Origin of the sequence: Janthinobacterium sp. BJB401 (assembly GCF_013372745.1) — a bacterium.
Taxonomy (GTDB): domain Bacteria; phylum Pseudomonadota; class Gammaproteobacteria; order Burkholderiales; family Burkholderiaceae_D; genus Janthinobacterium; species Janthinobacterium rivuli.
Genome location: NZ_JABXFH010000111.1, coordinates 1 through 1,896, shown reverse-complemented (window position 1 = coordinate 1,896; position 1,896 = coordinate 1). Strand labels below are relative to the sequence as shown.

Annotated in this window: 1 protein-coding gene; it reads right to left on the bottom strand. The window is 66.5% G+C overall.

Annotated elements, in window-relative coordinates:
* A partial coding sequence (locus HWE17_RS28370; RefSeq protein WP_176391106.1) for an amino acid adenylation domain-containing protein occupies positions 1–1,896 on the bottom strand: 1,896 nt, incomplete at both ends.

The window sequence follows — 1,896 nt, the reverse complement described above, 5'->3', positions numbered from 1 at the left end:
CTGCCAATTTTTCGATGGTAGGATATCTGAACAAATCGACCACGGAAAGGCTTTTCTGAAAATATTGCATAAGTAGCACGTGCAGCCTGATGATGAGCAGCGAGTGCCCGCCCAGGTCGAAGAAATTATCATGGATACCGACCCGCTCGACGTTCAACAATTCACGCCAGAGCGCCACCAGCCGCTCTTCAGTATCGGTCTGCGCCGCGACATATTCGGCGCGCAGCAGGCCCCCGTCCGGTGCCGGCAAGGCCTTCCGGTTAATCTTGCCGTTGGCCGTCAGTGGCAGCTGATCGAGCACCATCCAGGCCGACGGCACCATGTACTCGGGCAAGGCGCCGGCAAGGTAAGCCTTCAACTGCGGTAGCAGTTGTCCGGCGTCCGCGCCGCCCTCGTGCGTGGTCAGGTAGGCGACCAGGCGCTGGTCACCCGGACTGTCCTCGCGCGCCACCACCACCGCCTCGCGCACCGCCGCATGCCGCGCCAGCCAGGTTTCGATTTCCCCCAGCTCGATGCGGAAGCCGCGCAGCTTCACCTGCTGGTCGATGCGGCCCAGGTATTCGATCCTGCCGTCCGGCAGATAGCACGCCAGGTCGCCGGTCTTGTACATGCGCGACATGTGCGCATCGGGCGCACCGAAGGGATTGGGCACGAAGCGCTCGGCCGTCAGCTCGTCCCGGTTTACGTAGCCGCGCGCCACGCCGGCGCCGGCGATATGCACCTCGCCGGCAACCCCGACGGGCACCGGGCGCGATTGCCCGTCAAGCAGGTAGATCTGCGTGTTAGCGATCGGCCGCCCGATCGGGATGCCGTGCTCCAGGTCCGTAATCGCGCACAGCGCCGACCAGATCGTCGTCTCCGTCGGGCCGTACATATTCCACACCACCGGCACGCGCCGCAGCAGTTCTTCCGCCAGCGCCGCCGGCAGCGCCTCGCCGCCGCACAGCAACTTGAACGGCTTGAGCGGCTGGCCCTCATACTGCCAGCCCTGTTCGACCAGCATGCGCCAGGTCGACGGCGTGGCCTGCATCATCGTCACGCCATGCCGGGCAATATGCCGGGCCAGTTGGGCCGGATCGGCTGCCACCTGGCGCGACGCAATCACCGTCGCCGCGCCCACGCTCAGCGGCAGGAACAGCTCAAGGCCGGCAATATCGAAGGACAGCGGCGTCACCGCCAGCAGCACATCGTCAGCCACTATCCCCGGCTGCCCGCGCATCGCGTGCAGGAAGCTGTTCACGTTGCCGTGGGTGACCCCGACGCCTTTCGGCTGGCCGGTCGAACCCGAGGTGTAGATCACATACGCCAGTTGGTCCGCCGTGGCACCGCCATCGGGCGCCAGGCCGGAGCCGACTGCGGCCTCCCAGCCGCCGTCCAGGCAAACAGTCACTACATCGGCCGAAAGCAGCCCCAGCAGCGACTGCTGGGTCAGCAGCAGCGCGGGCCTGGCGTCCTCCAGCATGTAGGCCAGCCGCTCCTTCGGATAGCCGGGATCGAGCGGCACGTAGGCGCCGCCAGCCTTCAGGATGCCGAGCAGGCCAACCAGCATGTCCAGGTCGCGCTCGACGCAGATCGCCACCAGGCTTTCCCTGCCCACGCCCTGGCCGCGCAGGTAGTGCGCCAGGCGTTCCGAACGCTCGTCCAGTTCGCGGTAGCTCAATTGCCGGTCCTCGCACAGCACGGCCGCCCGCTCCGGCGTGCGCGCGGCCTGCTGCCGAAACAGGCCGTGCAGGGTCTGGTCCTGCGCATAGGCTTGCGCAGTGTGGTTCCATTCCACCAGCAGCTGTTCGCGCTCCTGCGGCGGCAGCACCTCGACGGCAGCTACCGGCGTGTGCGGCGCCTGCTCCAGCGCCTGCACCAGATTTTCCAGCGCCGTTTGCATATAGGCGCAAATAC